Here is a 16,553-nt window from a genome sequence, read left to right on the forward strand (position 1 = left end):
GGAGGCCGCCCAGGCCGCCGCCACCACCGACACCCCGGCCGAGGCTCCCGCCCCGACCACCGACACCCCTGCCCCGGCCGTCGAGGCCCCGGCTCAGGCCCCGGCCACCGAGGCTCCGGCTCCCGCCGACGCTCAGGCCCCGGCCAACGCCGAGACCCCCACCGAGGCACCGGCCCAGGCCCCCGCCCAGGCCCCCGCCCCGGCTCCCGCCGACGCCCAGGCTCCCGCCGAGGCACCGGCGCCCGCTCAGGCGCCCGCCCCGGCTCCGGCCGACGCTCAGGCTCAGACTCCGGCCGAGGCTCCGGCTCCCGCCGGCGCCGAGGCTCCGACCGCCCAGGTCGGACCCCAGGCCCCGGCCGACGCCGAGGCGGCCCAGAGTGCGGCGGCCACGGAGGCCGAGATGCCCGCGACCGCGGACCGTCTTCGCACCGTCGGTCTCTCCGTTCTCCCCGAGAACGAGCGGACGACCTCGTGGGTGAGCCTGACCGGAGCGCCGGACCTCTCCGGAATGCCCGGCAACGGCATCAGCTGGCTTCGTGCACCGGTGCCCCCGGCTCCGGTGACCGACCAGCTCGCCGAGACGACCGTCACGCCCGAGAATGACGCGACGACCGTCGACCCGACCCCGGCCACCCCGGCGACCCCGGCGACCGACCCGGCCCCGGCCGGTACGGAGACCGACCCGGCTCCGGCGGCCGGCACCATGGAGATGACCGTGACGGACAGGCCCGCGGAGATGCCGCTGGTCATCGTCCTCCCGGGAACCTCGGAGACCCCGGAGAACCCGGAGACCCCCGAGGCCCCTGAGGCACCGGCTGCCACGGCTCCCGAGGCAGCGGCTCCCACGGCCCCCGAGGCACCGGAGGCCCCTGCGGCCCCCGCCGCCCCGGAGACCGCCATGACGCCGGAAAGCCCTGCGGCTCCCGTGGCCCCCGAGGCGCCCAGCGCTCCCGAGGCCCCCGTGGCACCGGAGGCGCCCACCGCCCCTGAGGCTCCCGAGGCACCGGAGGCCCCCGAGGCCGCCACTGCCCCCGAGGCACCGGCGGCTCCCGAAGCACCGGAGGCTCCCAGCGCCCCCGAGGCTCAGGGAACCCCGGCGGCTCCGGAGGCCCCCGCCACCGCCGAGGCCCCCGCGGCCCCTGCGGCACCGGAGGCCCCCGCGGCCGGCACCGTCGCCCCGGCGCAGGCCGTAGAGGCTCCCGCCCCTTCGGCCGCCACCGCGTAGGGAACGCTCCAGGAACCCGACGGCGAGTGACGGCCGGGTTCTGATCCACCCTCAAGGAGGGCCGCGCCTTCAAGGCGCGGCCCTCCTCGCCGTTTCGGTGCCGTACGCGGACTCCTCACGCGGGCGTCCACGGCCGACCCGGTGCCGTACCAGGACACGGGGAGGGCGCGGGCGAACACGCAAGAACGCGGAGAGGGCAGGCCGGCGAACATCGTCCGGCCCGCGACGTCCCCGCCCCCGGCCGGCCCGCGAGCACGCGGGAACGGACCCCGTACTCGCGTGACAGGACCGCGAGCGACGGCGGCGTGATCAGTGCGAGGCGTCCAGGAGCGCGTCGAGCTCGTCCTCGGGAAGACCGAGGTCGACACGGATCCGGTAGCGGGTCCGCAGCAGGGCGAGATGCTCGCCACCGCCCTGCACGGCCCGGTGCGCCCCCTCGGTGGCCCACCGATGGGCCTCCGTCAGGTCACCGTAGGCGACGAGGGTCTCGGCGATCGTGAGAGCGGTCGCCGCGGTGACGTCACCGCCGGCGCGGATCGCCTCGATCACCTCCCTCGCCTCACCGGGCTGTTCGAGCTCGAAGAGGGTGTCGGCGATCCCGGCACGGGGGTCGACGCTGACCTCGCCGCCGTCGTCCACCGCCCGCTGGAAGCAGTCGAGAGCCCGGGCGGGCTGCCCGGCCTGCCGCCACTCCTCGGCGGCGAGCACGAGGATCGCCGCCCGTGATATGTCGCCGGACGCGTACGTCTCGACCAGGGTTTCGAGCCGCCGGGCCAGGTCTTCATGATCGTCGGCCAGAAGTGCCTGCTCAAGCAGTCGATCAAGCTGCTCACGTGTCACATGCGCCACATCGCGAGAGTACCGAGCGACGCTCGATCGCGTACGCCCAACGGCAGGTATTGTCACCGTGACCTTGGGTAAACGAATCATCACGATGCGCGTGTCCTCCCAGCGCAACGGGCATATGAGCGGCGACTCCTGCTAGGGGAGGGCATCCGCCGGGGGGAGCCGTGATGGGCATGTCCAAGCAGACGGCCTTCGTCCTGATGCTCCTCCTGGCCTTCTCGGTGATCGTTCCGGGGTCGGCGGGGTACCTGTCGGTCAAGATGGAGGCCATCGGACAGGCCCACCGGGAACTGCTCAGCCTGGAGAGCAGGATTCAGCGGGAGCGGCTGGCCGCCCGGATCAGGAGGGTGGAACAGGCCTACCGGCACCGCAGGCTGCAGGCGGCCGCCTCTGCCGATCGCCGGTCCTGTTCGTCCGCCCGCGACTCCGCAGGCGAGCGCGACGGGACGGGAACGGCAGGACGCCGCCCGCCCGCCCCCGGCTCGGTCGTCCCCGTCCCGGCCGGGCAGGACGCGGAAGGACCGCGCGAGAGGTGGATGCGCCACCGGTGGTTCCACACCCGGTGGCAGGACCTGCAGCGACAGGACGCGCAGCGGCGACAGGACGAGGAGCGGTGGGCCCGGTGGCAGAGCCGCGACCTCGACGAGCGGGACGTGGCGGCGGGACGGTACCCGGCGGGCGGGACGGCCGGGTCCCCGGAGGCCGCGGAATCCGCGGAGCCCGGGGAGCCCGCGGAGCCCGGGGAGCCCGCGGAGCCCGCGGAGCTCGGGGAGTCGTACGAGGCGAACGGGGTCCTCGGAGCGGGCGGCCAGGCCGTCGCGCGGGACCGGTACCCGGCGCGGTTCGAACGCCGGGGCAGGATCGAGGCGCGCGGGGAGCAGATCACCGACGGCCCGAAGACCGGCCGGGAAGGCGACCCGGAGACCGGTCGCGAGGGCGACCCGAGGACCGGCTCGGGGAGCGGCTCGGGGAGCGATCCGGAGGCGGCCCCGGAGGGCGGTCGGGAGATCGGGCGGGAGGGGGGCCGCAGGACACTGTGGCGGCAGGGGTCCCTCCCCGCCGGTGGCGAGGGCCTCGCGGGGCGGGGCGGGGAACCCCCGGAGGAGGATCTCCCGCCCGGCGCCGCTCAGTCCGAACCGCGCCCGAACTGGCGGTTCAGGTAACCGCGGATCAAGCGCTTGGCCTCGTCCACGATCTCCGGGGCACCGTTCGGGTCCCGCCGGAAGGCCAGCTTGAGCACCGCGTCCCCGGCCTCGACCGCGACCAGGATGGCCAGGTCGAACTCCTCGCTGTCGGCCAGCCCGTACTCCTGCAGCAGCAGGCCGCGGAGCCGTCCGGCGATCACCGTGTTGTTGTCGGACTCGGGGTCGAGCAGGTTGAGGTCGACGACGTCGCCGAAGTGCAGGGACCGGAAGCCCGGCACGGTCCTGTGCATCTCCACGTACTCGTCGATGATCGCGTCGATCGCCTCCCACCAGCCGGCGTAGTCCTCGGACAGGAAGCGGTTGCCGACCCGGGAGACGAACCCCTCGACGTGGCGGCGGGTCACCGCCTGGGCGATGGCCCGCTTGTCGGGGAAGAACTGGTAGACCGAACCGATGGCGACTCCGGCGCGCTCGGCGATCCGGGTGGTGGAGAGCGCGTCGTAGCCGATCTCGTCGAGCAGGTCGGCGCACGCGTCGAGCATCCGCTCGACGCGCCGCGCGCTCCGGCGCTGGGTGGGACGGCGCCTCAGGGGCGCCTGGCATGACTCCTCGGCAGGCACGATGGACACCCCACCATCTTGCCCCTACGGCACCGCGGGGTCAGCGCTTATTCGTCAATCTCGAGATTTCTCCGCTCCCGGTGAGCCGTGCCACGCCGCGGACGGCCGCCGGGGAGATGCGCGAGAGCGCGTAGCCGAACGTGCCCTCGGCGTTCACCGGGACGACCGGCAGGTTGCGGTGGACGGCCCGCAGGATGTGCGCGGCCACCCGCTCGGGCGGGTACCCGCGCGCGGCCACCGCCTTCGCGGCCGGCCCTTCGGCGCCCTTGGAGAGCTCGCCGACGTACACGGTGTTGTGCGCGATCGGGGTGGAGACGAACCCGGGGCAGATCGCGGTGACCCCGATGCCCCGCCCGGCCAGTTCGGCGCGCAGGCAGTCGCTGAGCGACTTCACCGCCGCCTTGGAGACCGAGTACGCCGGCAGCAGCCGGGTGGGGAGGAAGGAGGCGACCGAGGCGAGGTTCACGATGTGACCGCCCTGGCCGCGCTCGACCATCTGCGCGGCGAACAGGCGGCAGCCGTGGATGACGCCCCACAGGTTGACGTCCAGGGTGCGCCGCCAGTCCTCGACCGAGTGGTCCAGGAAGGCGCCCGCGACCACGATGCCCGCGTTGTTGACCACGATGTCGGCGACGCCGTGACGGTCCTTCACCAGCCGGGCGAACTCCTCCATCGCCGTGGCGTCCGCGACGTCCACCCGGAGGGCGTGCGCCGCTCCCCCGCGGTCGGCGATGCCCTCGACGGTGCGCCGGGCCGCGTCGAGGTCGATGTCCGCGCAGATCACCTCGGCTCCGTGCGCGGCGAAGGCGCGGGCCGTGGCCCGGCCGATCCCGCTGCCCGCGCCCGTGATCACCACCAGCCGGTCGTCGAAGGGACCGCGCTCGCCCGGCCCGGCCCTGCGCAGCTCCCTGGACGGCTCCGCCCCCTCGACGTGCTCGACGAACTCGGTGATCATGTGGGCGAGCACGCGGGGGTGGCTGCGCTGCGGCCAGTGCCCCGCGTGCAGGCGGCGGTGCCAGAGCCGGGGCGCCCATAGGTACGTGGAGGCGAGCAGCGCCGGCGAGACGAAGGGGTCCTTCGTGCACTCGACGAGCTGGACGGGGACCTGCGGGAGGGGGGCGTCGTCGGACGCGCCGCCGGAGAAGGGCAGGTTGGCCCGGTAGAGGCCGAGACCGTTCACGCCGTCCTCGACGAGCGTGTCCGCGGGGTGCCCCGGGCGCGTGGGCGCGCCGAAGCGGTTCGCCAGGCGCGGCAGCGTCGCCCGCAGGACGGTCTCGGGGAGCGCGGGGATCTGGAAGGCCCCGATGTACCAGGAGCGCAGGAGCTGGCCGACGACCTTGCTCCTCTTGCCGTGCCGCATGAAGTCGGCCGCCTGGCCGGGGTGCACGCCGCCCAGGGAGGTGAAGGAGAGGATCCGTTCCTCGATGCCCGGCCTGCCGATCAGCTGCCAGCCCTGGATGGATCCCCAGTCGTGCCCGACGAGGTGCACGCCCGGCTTGCCCACCGCGTCCAGGACGGCGGTCAGGTCGGCGGCCAGGTGGTCGTAGTCGTAGCCCGAGGTCTCGGACGGGGCACCGGAGAGGCCGGCGCCGCGGACGTCGTAGCGGACCACGTGGAAACGGTCCTGCAGCAGGTCGGCCACCTCGTCCCAGACCCGGTGGGTGTCGGGGTAGCCGTGCACCATCAGGACGGTGGGCGCGGAGGGGTCGCCCTGTTCGAACATCGCCAGCCGTACGTCACCGGACTCGACCCACCGCATGACAGCCTCCTGTTGGACGGTTAGTCCAGTAAAGTAACGGAACAGAATCAGCTTCTGCCCACCCCATACCCCGTCGGCGGTCCCGTATGGGCGATGCCCGGCGGGCCGTCCGCGCCGGGCCGCCCGGCACGGGCGCACCTGTGCGGGCGTGCCGGGTGAGATCCCGTCCGCGGCTCGCGTCCGCGCGGGCGGACGCGTCAGCCGGATCCGGCCGGCTTGGCGGACAGGCCGGTGCAGGCGCGCAGCGCCTTCCAGCCCGCGATGGCCTGCTGCCGCCCGAGCCCGGTGATCGGGATCGGCACCCCGCCCTGGATCCCGGCCGGGGTCCACCGGTCCTTGAGCACCTTGCGGCCGTTGATCGTCAGGGTGAGCACGCCGGTCCTGCCGGTGTCGGGACCCCAGTTGTAGAAGACGAAGTTGCCCAGCCCGTAGTTGACGTAGCTGTTCTTCAGGTAGCCGCCGCCCAGCAGGATGTGCGCGTGGCCGCCCACCACGACGTCCGCGCCGGCCGCGACCAGCTTGGGCGCCAGGGCGCGCTGCGCCTCGTTGGGGCACTTCTGCAGCTCGGTGCCCCAGTGCAGGTGGACGATGACGGTGTCGGAGTTCCTGCGGGCCTTGCGCACCTCCTGGATCAGCCGCGCCTCGTTCTTGGCCGAGGCCAGGCCGCCCTTGTCGCCGGCCGCCGTCCACGCCTGGATGAACTCCGCGTCCAGGACCTGGGTGGCGCCGATGATGGCGACGCGGTTGCCGTTCACCGTCGTCCGCCAGGGCCGGTACGCCTCGGCCTCGTTCCTGCCCACGCCCACCACGGGGAACCTGGTGCGCTTGATGGCGGCGAGGGAGTCGGTCAGCCCGGCCTGCATGTAGTCCATGCCGTGGTTGTTCGCCAGCGACGCGACGTCCACCCCGGCGGCCTTCAGCGCGGTCAGCGCGGTGGCCGGGGCACGGAAGGTGTACTGCTTGCCGGGGGCCGGGGTGCCCCCGGTGGTGATCGCGGTCTCCAGGTTCACCATCGCCAGGTCGGAGCGCCTGAGCACCCTGGCGATGGGGCCGAGCGCGGTCTTGGGGTCGGCGTTCAGCCGGGTCCGCAGCACGCCCTCGAAGTGCACGTCACCGCCGAAGGAGATGGTGTACGGCCTGCGTTCCGGCGTCGGGGTGGGCTCGGCCCGGTCGGTCGGCTTCTCCACGACGTCCGGGGATCTCGCGGGAGCGGCCGACTCGGCCGCGGAACAGGCCGCGAGAAGCACGGCCGAGAGGGTGATCGCGGCGGCCAGGGCGGGGCGGCGGGCTCTGTACGTGTCCATCGGTATCCGAGGATGCCACCTCACCCCCGCCCGGCGACACAACTCGCCGGAGCGGATTCGATTCCTCGCGACGCGAACGGGTCGCCCGGTCGAATCGCCCGGGTTCGGCCGGTGGCGCCCGCCCCGGGGAGGACGTCGAAGCGCCCGTCCTTCACCGCCGCGACGAACGCGGCCCACCCGCGGGCGTCGAAGACCAGTGACGGCCCGCCCCTGTCCTTGCTGTCCCTGACCGCGAACCCCCGCCCGTGCAGGTGAGCCACCTCGACACAGTTGCCGTTGGTCGCGCTCTGCTGACTTTTCCGCCAGATCACTCTGGATAGGTCAACATCAGACACAGCCCACCCCTTCTCCCACCAGGGACCATAAGGCACCTTAAGGATGAAGGCGTGATGAAGAACGTGCAAGGTATTGGGCACGTCGAGATAGGACACCGTATCCTGCACGGTCTCCCGATGTGCGATGATTCTCCCCTGTCCCACCGGCGGGCCGTCAATCCATCCGGCGGGCAGAAGCGATGAAAACGCGATAAATCACGACGGGGCGGCTCTTGTTCTCTTACGAGAGTTCCGGGGCCGCTTCCCGCTACATGTCGAACTCCCCGTCCTTCACCCCCCCGACGAAGGAGTCCCACTCGCCGGGAGTGAAGAGGAGAACCGCACCGGACCGGTCCTTGCTGTCCCGGACCCCGACGCGTCCCCCGTCCAGCCTGGCCACCTCGACACAGTTGCCACTGGCGGCGCTCAGGGCGCTCTTCTTCCAGATCACGTCATTGTGATTGTTCGCGTTCATTGTTTTTCCCGGAAATTCTTCGAAAGCGACGGAGCAGCGGCGGACGATGATGTGCCGCTACCTGTTCCAGTACTCGATTGTCTTCTTGATGAGCTCCTGCGACGCCGCCTCGTCGAGGGCGCATTCCATCAGGTGTCCGAAGGCACGTTCATACGTGTAGACGATTTCCGCATCCTCGACGAACTGCCCGCCACGGAGAGACTCCTCGTAGACGACGTCGGGAAAGTCGGCAAACTCCAGGTGCAGGAAAGCGCCGGTGGACACCGGTGGCGGAACGTCCTGGGGAAGGATTCTCATCTCCACGTGCTCCAGCTCCGAGACCTCGATCAGGTGCACGAGCTGGTCCCGCATGACGCGGGCGTCACCGTACTGGTTCTTCAGCACGGACTCGTGGAGCACGCTCACATGGACCAGCGGGTCGGGCACGTGCAGCAGCGTGCGCTGGCGCGTCATCCGTATCTCGACCCGGTCCTGGATCCAGCTCGGCGGGAGCCGGCTGGCGTCCTGGCTGGCGTGGTGGACGCCCAGAACGTAATCCTCCGTCTGGAGAAGGCCGGGCACGATCTGGGGTTCCCAGTTCCGCGCCCTGGTGGCCTCCGCCTCCGTCCCGATCAGCGTGATGTACTCCTCGGGGACGGAACTGCGATATCTCTCCCACCACCCCTTCTGGGCGGCGTCGTGCCGTAGCGCGACCAGGATCCCCCGTAGGGGCTCCTCGACCTCGTACAACTCGATGAGCGCCTCGACGTCGGCCTCCTTGGCCAGCGTTCTGGCGGTCTCGATCCGGCTGACCTTGGCGGTCGACCACCTCAGGCGGCCGGACACCTCGTCACCGGTCAGGTCGAGCCCCTCGCGAAGCCTGCGCAACTCCAGGCCCAGCCGTCGCCGGCGGAGCGCTGGACTGCCACGCTGCGGCATCACGACCTCCTCACCATGACGGGCGGGCGTGTGTCGCGGCCTCGACAGGAACCCGACGAATGATAGTGCAAATTGCACCGACACTTGCAGTGTATGTGTGGAAGTTTATTGCTTTTTTCCTTACGGCAAGTCTTGCAGCCAAATCTATGCTGAGCGACTATCAGAACAGGAAGGGTCTCGAAAGATCGGGGAAACCACCGGCGATCGTCCGGGGGAAGCGCCTTCGGGATCTGTCCGAGCCGTGCGCGGGGCGGGACGGGCGCACGGCCGATCGGCCACGCCGTCCGCGAGAGGAACACGGGGTCGACGCGGGGAGGCCGTCAGGGGGACAGGGGAATCGGCCGGCGACGGCCCAGAGTCGCACGCGTCAAAAACAAACGCCTTCATCGGCGTAAAAAACACCGGGCCGGCGGCCACCGACCCGGTTGGCACAAGAACTCCGCGTCAAAGCCACGAAGGGAGTCTCCTATGTCCTTCCACCGTACCAACAGAACCCGTGGAATCAAGACCTTCATTCGCAATGTGATCTACGTGACCGACCGTGAGCTCTACATGGACCAGGATGAATGGGCCTACCGGCTCGGCTGGACCGTGACCCGCACCGGTTTCTGCGCCAGGTACTACCGCGAGCCCCGGTTCGACCTCCTGCGGGCCGAGCGGAGCGCCGCCCCCGCCCTGGCCCTGGCGCCCGTCCTCGACCCGGGGGCGGGCGACGTCGCGGCGTGAGCTCCGCGGCGCGTGCGCCGTCCCCTCGGGTCCCGGAAGCCCCGGAGTTCGCGCTCCGGGGCTTCCCCTCGTCCCGGCCCGCGGCCATGATGAGTTCATTCGTCGAACCCAGGAGTGCCGATGAGAACAGCGCACCGGACCTGCCCCCTCTGCGAGGCCGTCTGCGGTCTCCGGCTCACCCTCGACGACACCGGGCACGTCACCTCGGTCAAGGGCGACCCCGACGACCCGTTCTCGCGGGGGTTCATCTGCCCCAAGGGCGCGAGCCTGGGCCGCCTGGACGAGGATCCCGACCGGCTGCGCGTCCCGATGGTCCGGACGGGCGAGACGTGGCGGGAGGTCTCCTGGCAGGAGGCGTTCCGCGCGGTCGAGGAGGGCCTGTCCGCGGTGATCGGCGCCCACGGCCGCTCCGCGCTGGCCGTCTACGTCGGCAACCCCAACGCCCACTCCATGGCCGGCGCCCTGTACGGCGGGCCGCTGATCCGGGCCCTGGGCACCCGTAACGTCTTCTCCGCCAGCACCGTCGACCAGATGCCCAAGCACGTCTCCTGCGGCCTGATGTTCGGTGACCCGATGGCCATCGCCGTGCCCGACCTGGACCGCACCGACCACCTGCTGATGCTCGGCGCCAACCCGCTGGAGTCCAACGGCTCGCTCTGCACCGCCCCCGACTTCCCCGGCCGCCTCAAGGCGCTGCGCGCGCGGGGCGGCCGGCTCGTGGTCGTCGACCCCCGCCGCACCCGCACCGCCGCCCTGGCCGACGAGCACCTGTTCATCCGGCCGGGCACCGACGCGTACCTGCTGTTCGGCATCGTGCACACGCTGCTGGCCGAGGATCTCACCTCGGTGGAGGTCGAGGCCGACGGGCTGGAGGAGGTCCGGCGGCTGGCGAAGGACTTCGCCCCCGAGGCGGTGGCCCCGGTCTGTGGCGTGCCCGCCGACCGGATCGCCGGGCTGGCGCGCGAGCTGGCCGCCGCCCGGACGGCCGCCGTCTACGCCCGCATCGGCACCTGTACCGCCGAGTTCGGCACGGTCGCGCAGTGGCTGGTCGACGTCGTCAACATCCTGACCGGCAACCTCGACCGTCCCGGCGGGGTCATGTTCGCCAGGCCCGCCACCGAGAACGGCCGCCGGACCAGGCCGTACACCACGGGGCGCTGGCACAGCCGCGTCCGGAACCTGCCGGAGGCGAACGGCGAGCTGCCGGTGGCCACCCTCGCCGACGAGATCGAGACCCCCGGGGAGGGGCAGATCAGGGGGCTGGTCATGGTGGCCGGCAACCCGGTCCTGTCGGCGCCCGGCGGGCCCCGGCTGGACCGGGCCTTCCGCGACCTGGACTTCATGGTCTGCGTGGACCCGTACCTGAACGAGACCACGCGGCACGCGAACGTCATCCTGCCGCCGCCGCGGACGACGCAGTCCCCGCACTACGACCTGACGCTGCTGTCCTTCGCGGTCCGCAACTACGCGCGGTTCTCCCCGCCGGTCCTGCCGCTGGAGCCCGGACGGCCGTCGGAGGCGGAGATCCTGGCGCGGCTGGCGATGATCGCCTCGGGACAGGGCGCGGACGCGGACCCGGCCGCGCTGGACGAGCTGATCCTCGACCGGATGCTCGCCAGGGCGGTCGAGACGCCCGGCTCGCCGGTGGAGGGGATGGACCCGGCCGAGCTGCGCGCCTCGCTCGACGGCGGCAGCGGGGCGGAGAGGCGGCTGGACGCCATGCTCAGGCTCGGCCCGTACGGGCTCTCGCTCGCCGCGCTCCTGGACGCCCCGCACGGCATCGACCTGGGACCGCTGGAACCCCGGCTGGCGGAGATCCTGCGCACCGCCTCCGGGAGGGTGGAGCTGGCCCCGGCGCCGCTGGTGGAGGACGTCGGGCGGCTGCGCGACCGGCTGGACGTGCCGCCCGCGGAGATGGTGCTGATCGGCAGGCGCCACCTGCGGTCGAACAACAGCTGGCTGCACAACGTGGGACCGCTGGTCGGCGGGAGCAACCGGTGCACGCTGCAGATCAACCCCGACGACGTGAGAAGGCTCGGGCTGGACGGGCGGGCCGTGGTCCGGTCGGCCGCCGGAGAGCTGGTCGTGCCGCTGGAGCCGACCGACACGATCATGCCGGGGGTGGTGAGCCTGCCGCACGGCTGGGGGCACGCCGGAAGCGCTCAGCCGGTGGCCGCCGAACACGCGGGGGTGAACGCGAACACGCTCACCGACGATTCCGTGGTGGACGTTCCCTCCGGAAACGCGGTGTTCAACGGGGTTCCGGTGACACTCGGCCGCGTGTGATCCCATGATCGCTCGGAAAAGGGGGATCGGCGCGCATTAGGCTTGCGCGCGTGACCACCCCTCCAGCACAGGACCGCCTGCACGCTCAGCTCAGCTTCGCCATGGAGATCGACAAGCTCAGGCGCGTCGTCCGCCGCAACACCCTCATGGACGGGTCGCGGCGGGAGAACGACGCCGAGCATTCGTGGTACGTGGGCATGCTGGCGATGGTCCTGGCCGAGCACGCACCACCGGGCACCGATCTCGACAGGGTCGTCGCGATGCTGCTCGTCCACGACATCGTCGAGATCGACGCCGGTGACACGTTCATCTACGACAGCCAGGCCGTCGAGGCCCAGCTCGGCATAGAGCGCAAGGCCGCCGACCGGATCTTCGGGCTCCTCCCCGACGACCAGGCCGAGCGGCTGCGCGCGCTCTGGGACGAGTTCGAGGAGCGCAGGACGCCGGAGGCCCGGTTCGCCAAGGCCCTCGACCGCATCGCGCCCATCATGGCCAACCACCACAACGAGGGCGGCACCTGGTCGCTCTACAAGGTGACGGCCGAGCAGGTCCTGGAGAAAGTGAAGATCATCGAGGAGGGGTCGCCGACGCTGGGCGCCTACGCCACCGAGATCATCGCCCTCTCTGTCAGCCGGGGGCATTTGGCGCGTGCATAACGCCTTTCCCGGGTAGGTCCCTAAGGGCTAAGAAAGGGGCGATGGTGAAGGAAACCGTCAAAACAGGACGCAGACCTTTCAAGCGTCTGGTGCCCGGGGTGGAGCTGACCGACCGGATCGAGCGGTCGCCCAGGGCCGACAGGCCCATCCGCGTGCTCGCCAAGGCCGTGCGCCGGCGGATCGGCCCGGGACCGCTCCGGGACCTGCTGCACGGGGTGCCGATCGGCAAACCGCTCCATCCGCCGCTCGCCAACCTCGCCCTGGGGCTCTGGGCCGCCACGGCGGTGCTGGACGCGACCCGTGCCGACCCGCGGGCGTCGCGGCTGCTGGTCGCCGGCGGGCTCGCCACCGCGATACCCGCGGTGGCGGCGGGCGTGACCGACTGGTCGGCGCTGCACCGTGAGCAGCAACGGGTGGGGTTCGTGCACGCGATCGCCAACCTGACGGCCCTGGGGTTCTACACCGGGTCCCTGGCCTTCCGGCTGGCCGGCCGGGACCGGACCGGGCGGATGCTCTCGTTCGCCGGGCTGGGCGCCGCGAGCGTGGGCGGCTATCTCGGCGGTCACCTGGCCTACCGCCAGGCCGCCGGGGCCAACCACGCCGAGTCGGTGGCCCACCTGGTGCCGCTGGGCTGGCACGACCTGTGCGAGGTCACCGACCTGCCGGACGGGCGCCCGGTGACCCGGAGGCTCGGGTACATCGACCTGTTCGTGCTCCGCGTGGGCAGCGGCGTCACCGTCCTCGCCGACCACTGCGCCCACCTGGCCGGTCCGCTCCACCAGGGACGGCTGGTCTCGGAGGAGGGCACCGCGTGCGTGGTCTGCCCGTGGCACGGGAGCACCTTCCGGCTCTCCGACGGGGCCGTCGTGCACGGTCCGGCCACCGCTCCGCAGCCGTCCTTCGAGACCCGCATCCGCCGCGACGGCGTGCTCCAGGTCCGCCCGGCCCAGGTGTGAAGGTGTGAGCCGGGCGTGACGCGGGCGCTCCGGGAGACGCGGGCATGCCGGGGTCCGGCCTGACGGGGCTCGGTGCGACAGGGCTCGACGTGACGGCCTGACGGGGCTCGGCGTGACGGCGTGACGGGGCTCGGCGTGACGGCGTGACGGGGCTCGGCTGACGGGGCGCGACGTGACGCCGGTGACGGGGCGCGGGCCGGTGCGCCCGCAGCCGGGCGCGCAGGGCGGGCGACGGCCGGGCCGGGACGGGCGATGCCCCTCCCGGTCCGGACCGGGCCGCCGCGGAGCCTAGGCGGGCTTGCCGTCGGCGGGGTGTTCGACCAGGGCGAGAATACGGCTGGACATGAAACGGGCGGTGCGCACGGCCGTACCACTCCGGGTGACCTCGCTCACCTCCACCACGCCGCCGCGCGCGTTGGCGACCTCCACGCGGCGTCCCGCTCGCGTGGCGCTGACCTCGTAGGTTCGTGAACTGTCTCCTGCGTCGATGACAACCTCGACCTTGTCACCTTTCATACCTGATAAGTACCCAATGACGGACAGGTTCACCCGTACACCAGTTTGACTATCGCCACGACGCCGACGCAGACGATGAACCAGCGCAGCACCGGGGCGGGCAGCCTCCTGCCGATCTTCGCCCCCAGGAAACCGCCGATCGCCGCGCCCAGCGCCACCATCAGCACCGCGGTCCAGTCGACCTCCGCGATGAGGATGAACAGGACGGCGGCCGAGGTGTTGATCAGCAGCGAGAGCACGTTCTTGGTCCCGTTGATCCGCTGCAGGTCGTCGTCGAGGAAGCTGCCCAGCAGCCCGATCAGCAGCACGCCCTGGGCGGCGCCGAAGTAGCCGCCGTAGATGCCGCACGCGAACACGCCCGCCCAGAGCCAGGGCCCGCCGTGCGGGCGGGCGTGCTCCCGCCGGGCGCTCAGCCACTTGTTCAGCCTGGGCTGGACCACCACCAGCACGCACGCCAGGCCGATCAGCACCGGCACGACGATGTCGAACGTCTCCGCGGGAAGGTAGAGCAGCAGGACCCCGCCGATCACCGCGCTGACGATCGTGGGAAGACCCAGCCGGACCAGCCGCTGGCGCTGCCCCTTCAGCTCCGCCCGGTAGCCGAGCGCGCCGGTCAGCGACCCGGGGACCAGGCCGATGCTGTTGCAGACGTTGGCGACGATCGGCGGCATCCCCAGCGCGACCATCGTCGGGAACGTGATCAGCGATCCCGAGCCGACGACCGCGTTGATGCTCCCGGCCCCGATCCCGGCCACGAAGATCGCGACCGCCTCCCACGGTGTCATGCGCTTCCCCTCACGTGTACGGCTCGCGCCCGTCGAAAGGTGCACGGCACTCAACGGATGCTAGGAGGAGATCGACGACCGCCCGGCGGCGGGGTGGCCCTGACCGGGGTGCGGGGACCCGTACCGCGCGGGGACCCTCACCCGGCGGGCGGGGCCCCGGCCTCTCGCCCGGCGGGCGGGGCCCCGGCCTCTCGCGGACCCGCCGACGCACCGGATCCGGCGGGGGAGGGACGGGGAGAGCGGGGGGCCGCGTCGCCTCCGGATGCCGGGGAGGACGACCGCGACGAAAGGGTCCCGGGCTCGGGGTCCCCCTCGGCGATCTCCAGAAGCGCCCGGAGGTAGGCGTAGGTGAGGACCTCGGGGCCGGGCCCGCCCTCGCGGACGGCTTTCAGGAGCATCTCGGCCGCCTCGGCCTCCCCCACCGCCCGTTCCCTCCTGGCGTCGGCCTCGGCCCGTGCCGCGAGCACCGCGGCCTCGGCCTCGCCCTGGGCCCTGAGCACGGCGGCCTGCCGCGTGCCCTCGGCGTCCAGGACCGCGGCCTCCCTGCGCCCCTCGGCGGCCAGCACCGCCGCCCTCCTGTCCCGCTCGGCGCACGCGTGCCGCTCCATCGACTCCCGGACGGAGACCGGCGGGTCGATCGCCTTGATCTCGGCCCGGCCGATCCGCACCCCCCACGCCTCGGCGGCCCGTCCGAGCGTCGCGCACAGCTCGACGCCGATCTCCCCGCTGGAGGCCAGCGCTTCCTCCAGGTCCCTGGAGCCGATCGCGTCGCGGAGCGCGGTGACGGTGAGCTGCTCGACGGCGAGCAGGAAGTTGGCGATCTCGTAGGTGGCGGCGCGGGCGTCGGCGATCCGGAAGTACACGGCCACGTCGACCGAGACCACCAGGTGGTCACGGGTGACGACCGGCCGCGGCGGGAAGGAGACGGCCTGCTCGCGCAGGTCGACGACGTCCCTGATCCGGTCGATGAACGGCACCACCAGGCTCGGCCCCGGGCCGAGGGTGCGGTGGTAGCGCCCGAACCGCTCCACCACCCCCGCGGTGCCCTGCGGCACCACGTGGACCGTCCGGTACGCGGCGAACGCCGCCACGGCGAGGACGACGAGCGTGGCGACGAGCGATTCCATGACGCATCCCCGGCGGTCGATTCCCGTGGAACCCTGACCGAAGGATATTTGCTTTTCCCTTCACCGGCCTTTGAACGGCCGATAACGGTCTCAGAGCTGGTGCGCCCTCGCGTACCAGCGGCCGTCGCGCCCCCGATCCAGGCTGAGCGGGACGCTGAAGGTGCGCGACAGGTTCTCCGCGGTCATCACCTGCTCGATCGGCCCCTGGGCCACCACCGAGCCGTGCCGCAGCAGCAGCGCGTGGGTGAACCCTCCGGGGATCTCCTCCACGTGGTGGGTGACCAGCACCATGGTCGGCGCCTTGGGGTCGTGCGCGAACGTCGCCAGCCTGCGGACCAGGTCCTCGCGCCCGCCCAGGTCCAGGCCGGCGGCGGGCTCGTCCAGCAGCAGCAGCTCCGGGTCGGGCATGAGCGCGCGGGCGATCTGGACCCGCTTGCGCTCCCCCTCCGACAGCGTGTTGAACCGCCGCCGGATCAGGTGGGCGCAGCCGAGCTGGTCGATCAGCTCCACGGCCCGCGTGACGTCGTGGGAGTCGTACTCCTCCGTCCACCGGCCGAGGATGGCGTACGAGGCCGTGAGCACCAGGTCGATGACCTTCTCCTCCGGCGGGACCTTCTCCGCCAGCGCGGCGCTCGCCAGCCCGATGCGGGGCCGCAGCTCGAAGACGTCACTCTGGCCGAGCCGCTCGCCCAGGATCTCCACGATGCCCTCGGTGGGGAACAGCAGAGCCCCGACCACCTGCAGCAGCGTCGTCTTGCCCGCGCCGTTGGGACCGATGACGACCCACCGTTCGTCCTCGTGAACGGTCCAGTCGATCTCCCGCAGCAGGGCCGCCCCGTCTCTGCGGACGGTGACGTCCTGTAGCCGAAGCACCTGACCGCCCATCCCTGAAGCC

At 72.1% G+C, this 16,553-nt stretch carries 16 protein-coding genes and 1 pseudogene; 6 read left to right on the plus strand and 11 right to left on the minus strand.

Going from position 1 to position 16,553, the window contains the following annotated elements:
* A pseudogene (locus ACZ6RT_RS04105) lies at nt 1–1,225 on the plus strand (hypothetical protein); the annotation flags it as partial.
* Nucleotides 1,226–1,534: 309 nt separating this feature from the next.
* On the opposite strand, the gene ACZ6RT_RS04110 reads toward ACZ6RT_RS04105, so the two are convergent.
* The gene (locus ACZ6RT_RS04110; protein ID WP_399185330.1) at nt 1,535–2,074 is read right to left on the minus strand and encodes a tol-pal system YbgF family protein; all 540 of its coding nucleotides are present in this window, start codon (nt 2,072–2,074) and stop codon (nt 1,535–1,537) included.
* A 170-nt stretch (nt 2,075–2,244) separates the two neighbouring features.
* Here ACZ6RT_RS04110 and ACZ6RT_RS04115 point away from each other — a divergent pair, with 170 nt between their 5' ends.
* On the plus strand, nt 2,245–3,234 hold the full coding sequence (locus tag ACZ6RT_RS04115) for a hypothetical protein (RefSeq protein ID WP_470152189.1): 990 nt from the start codon (nt 2,245–2,247) through the stop codon (nt 3,232–3,234).
* Here ACZ6RT_RS04115 and ACZ6RT_RS04120 read toward each other — a convergent pair.
* From ACZ6RT_RS04120 to ACZ6RT_RS04145, 6 genes are all read right to left on the minus strand, one after another.
* A complete protein-coding gene (locus tag ACZ6RT_RS04120; RefSeq protein WP_344891198.1) occupies nt 3,198–3,845 on the minus strand; it encodes a TetR/AcrR family transcriptional regulator in 648 nt (215 codons plus the stop codon). The two genes, ACZ6RT_RS04115 and ACZ6RT_RS04120, sit on opposite strands and share 37 nt — an antisense overlap.
* A 31-nt stretch (nt 3,846–3,876) precedes the next feature.
* The gene (locus ACZ6RT_RS04125; RefSeq protein ID WP_470152190.1) at nt 3,877–5,595 is read right to left on the minus strand and encodes an SDR family oxidoreductase; all 1,719 of its coding nucleotides are present in this window, start codon (nt 5,593–5,595) and stop codon (nt 3,877–3,879) included.
* 197 nt (nt 5,596–5,792) lie between these two features.
* Nucleotides 5,793–6,899 carry a CapA family protein gene (locus ACZ6RT_RS04130; RefSeq protein WP_399185327.1) on the minus strand — a complete coding sequence of 369 codons (1,107 nt, stop codon included), beginning with the start codon at nt 6,897–6,899 and terminating at the stop codon, nt 5,793–5,795.
* Nucleotides 6,900–6,919: 20 nt separating this feature from the next.
* Nucleotides 6,920–7,330, minus strand: a complete 411-nt coding sequence (locus ACZ6RT_RS04135) for a DUF397 domain-containing protein (RefSeq protein WP_470152191.1) — start codon at nt 7,328–7,330, stop codon at nt 6,920–6,922.
* Nucleotides 7,331–7,481: 151 nt separating this feature from the next.
* Complete coding sequence (locus tag ACZ6RT_RS04140; protein WP_399185326.1) at nt 7,482–7,688, minus strand: DUF397 domain-containing protein; 207 nt, start codon at nt 7,686–7,688, stop codon at nt 7,482–7,484.
* Nucleotides 7,689–7,745: 57 nt separating this feature from the next.
* Nucleotides 7,746–8,606: a helix-turn-helix domain-containing protein gene (locus tag ACZ6RT_RS04145; RefSeq protein WP_399185325.1), complete on the minus strand. Its 861-nt coding sequence runs from the start codon at nt 8,604–8,606 to the stop codon at nt 7,746–7,748.
* Between the two features lie 531 nt (nt 8,607–9,137).
* Here ACZ6RT_RS04145 and ACZ6RT_RS04150 point away from each other — a divergent pair.
* The 4 genes from ACZ6RT_RS04150 (at nt 9,138) to ACZ6RT_RS04165 (ending at nt 13,230) form a co-directional block, all read left to right on the plus strand.
* Nucleotides 9,138–9,332, plus strand: coding sequence for a hypothetical protein (locus ACZ6RT_RS04150; RefSeq protein WP_399185324.1), 195 nt, complete (start codon nt 9,138–9,140; stop codon nt 9,330–9,332).
* Between the two features lie 120 nt (nt 9,333–9,452).
* Nucleotides 9,453–11,618, plus strand: a complete 2,166-nt coding sequence (locus tag ACZ6RT_RS04155; RefSeq protein WP_470152192.1) for a molybdopterin-dependent oxidoreductase — start codon at nt 9,453–9,455, stop codon at nt 11,616–11,618.
* A 101-nt stretch (nt 11,619–11,719) separates the two neighbouring features.
* Entirely contained in the window at nt 11,720–12,274 is a 555-nt protein-coding gene (locus ACZ6RT_RS04160) for an HD family hydrolase (RefSeq protein WP_399186079.1), read from the plus strand.
* Between the two features lie 98 nt (nt 12,275–12,372).
* Nucleotides 12,373–13,230 carry a Rieske (2Fe-2S) protein gene (locus ACZ6RT_RS04165; protein ID WP_470152193.1) on the plus strand — a complete coding sequence of 286 codons (858 nt, stop codon included), beginning with the start codon at nt 12,373–12,375 and terminating at the stop codon, nt 13,228–13,230.
* Between the two features lie 288 nt (nt 13,231–13,518).
* Here the strand turns inward: ACZ6RT_RS04165 and ACZ6RT_RS04170 are convergent, their stop codons facing one another.
* From ACZ6RT_RS04170 to ACZ6RT_RS04185, 4 genes are all read right to left on the minus strand, one after another.
* Nucleotides 13,519–13,746 (minus strand): hypothetical protein, encoded by a 228-nt coding sequence (locus ACZ6RT_RS04170; protein WP_329088968.1) that lies wholly within the window; start codon nt 13,744–13,746, stop codon nt 13,519–13,521.
* A 29-nt stretch (nt 13,747–13,775) separates the two neighbouring features.
* Nucleotides 13,776–14,531 carry a sulfite exporter TauE/SafE family protein gene (locus ACZ6RT_RS04175; protein WP_399185321.1) on the minus strand — a complete coding sequence of 252 codons (756 nt, stop codon included), beginning with the start codon at nt 14,529–14,531 and terminating at the stop codon, nt 13,776–13,778.
* 137 nt (nt 14,532–14,668) lie between these two features.
* On the minus strand, nt 14,669–15,658 hold the full coding sequence (locus tag ACZ6RT_RS04180) for an SPFH domain-containing protein (protein WP_470152194.1): 990 nt from the start codon (nt 15,656–15,658) through the stop codon (nt 14,669–14,671).
* Between the two features lie 90 nt (nt 15,659–15,748).
* Nucleotides 15,749–16,543: an ABC transporter ATP-binding protein gene (locus tag ACZ6RT_RS04185; RefSeq protein ID WP_344891233.1), complete on the minus strand. Its 795-nt coding sequence runs from the start codon at nt 16,541–16,543 to the stop codon at nt 15,749–15,751.
* Nucleotides 16,544–16,553: the final 10 nt, after the last annotated feature.

This window comes from Streptosporangium sp. NPDC050148, assembly GCF_055586505.1.